The 1,417-nt window shown below is 68.4% G+C and carries 3 protein-coding genes; all 3 read left to right on the top strand.

Annotated elements, in window-relative coordinates:
• Window positions 1-353, top strand: a 353-nt coding sequence (locus VA603_RS11420) for a YiiD C-terminal domain-containing protein (protein ID WP_323438912.1), incomplete at its 5' end; no start/stop codon positions are given.
• Window positions 354-379: 26 nt separating this feature from the next.
• Entirely contained in the window at window positions 380-814 is a 435-nt protein-coding gene (locus VA603_RS11415; protein ID WP_132862376.1) for a hypothetical protein, read from the top strand.
• A gap of 67 nt (window positions 815-881) precedes the next feature.
• Complete coding sequence (locus VA603_RS11410; protein WP_132862377.1) at window positions 882-1,319, top strand: rhodanese-like domain-containing protein; 438 nt, start codon at window positions 882-884, stop codon at window positions 1,317-1,319.
• The last annotated feature ends 98 nt before the right edge of the window (window positions 1,320-1,417 follow it).

Below are 1,417 nucleotides of genomic sequence, written 5' to 3'. Positions count from 1 at the left end.
ATGGCGTGCTGCGCATGCAGGCACCGCTGGCCGCCAACGTCAATGACAAGGGCAATGCCTTCGGCGGCAGCCTGGCCTCGGTGATGACCCTGGCCGGCTGGGCGCTGGTCAGCCTGCGCCTGGCATTGGCCGGCAAGCAGGCCGAGGTCTACGTCGCCGACAGCAACATCCGTTATCGCGCGCCGGTCTACGGCGACCTGCTGGCGGTCGCGCGGGCCGCGCCGGACCAGGATTGGGACGACTTCCTGGCCCTGTTCAACAAGCGTGGCCGGGCACGGATGACCGTGCGGGCCGAGATCGAGGGCGGTGCCGCCGAGCTGGAAGGGCGCTTCGTGGCCCTCGCCAAAGGCTAGGATGAGTGCCGTTACCCGGGGATTCCATGATGCTCAGACGCCTGTTCCAAGCCGCCCTTGTCCTGTCGTTGCTGGTCGCGGCCGGCGCCAGCGCCGCTGACGGCCCCAGCCGCAGCCAGCGCGCCAAGCTGGTGCCGACGCAGGCTGCCTACACGGCCGCGGTGCGCTGGAGCGATTTCGAGGCCGCCGAGGGCTTCCTCGACCCGGTCTACCTGCAGGCCCACCCGCTCGGTGACCTGCAGCGCCAGCGCTACCAGCAGGTGCAGGTGTCCGGTTACCGCGAACGCGGCAGCAGCGTCGCCGCCGACGGCAACGTCGAGCGGCGCATGGAAATCAGCGTGATCAACCGCAACACCCAGGCCGAGCGCACCGTGGTGGTCACCGAACGCTGGCGCTGGGACGCGGAGGGCAAGCGCTGGTGGCAGGCGGGCGGCCTGCCGGACCTGTGGCAGGGCCAATGAGCCCGCTGGGCGCCCCGTTGCCGGCATATGCGACAATCCCCGCCCGCTTAATCGACCCGTGACCTGAGTGAATTACGAAGAGTTGCTGGCCTTCGCTGGCCGAAATCCGATGCTGTCGCTGGCCCTGGTCGGCCTTACCGTGGCCATCATCGCCACCGAGGTCGCGCGCCTGTTCCGCGGCTACAAGTCGCTCAAGCCGTCCGAGCTGACCCACCTGATCAATGCCGGTGGGGCCGTGGTGATCGACCTGTCGGCCGCCAGCGATTTCGAGAAGGGCCATATCGTCGGCAGCCGCAACCTGCAGCCGGCCCAGGTGAGCCCGACCCACAAGCTGCTGGCCCCGGCCAAGCAGTCGCCGGTGGTGCTGCTGTGCCGCACCGGCAATGCCTCCGCCACCGCCGCCAAGGTGCTGAAGAAGGCCGGCTTCGAGCAGGTGTACGTGCTCGACGGCGGCCTGCCGGCCTGGCAGGCGGCGGACCTGCCGCTGGTCAAGGGCCGCGGCTGAGCAGTTAATTTGCGTTAAGGCCTTGTGGACGGCGTGGACCGCCCCCATCGCTGGTCTGGTAACAATCCCAATCATTGAACAATCTGTTCTGGAGTCTT

The sequence above is a fragment of the Stenotrophomonas capsici genome, assembly GCF_034961085.1.
GTDB classification, from domain to species: domain Bacteria; phylum Pseudomonadota; class Gammaproteobacteria; order Xanthomonadales; family Xanthomonadaceae; genus Stenotrophomonas; species Stenotrophomonas capsici.
The sequence above is the reverse complement of the archived record's forward strand: the minus strand, read 5'-3'. Positions and strand labels throughout refer to the sequence as shown.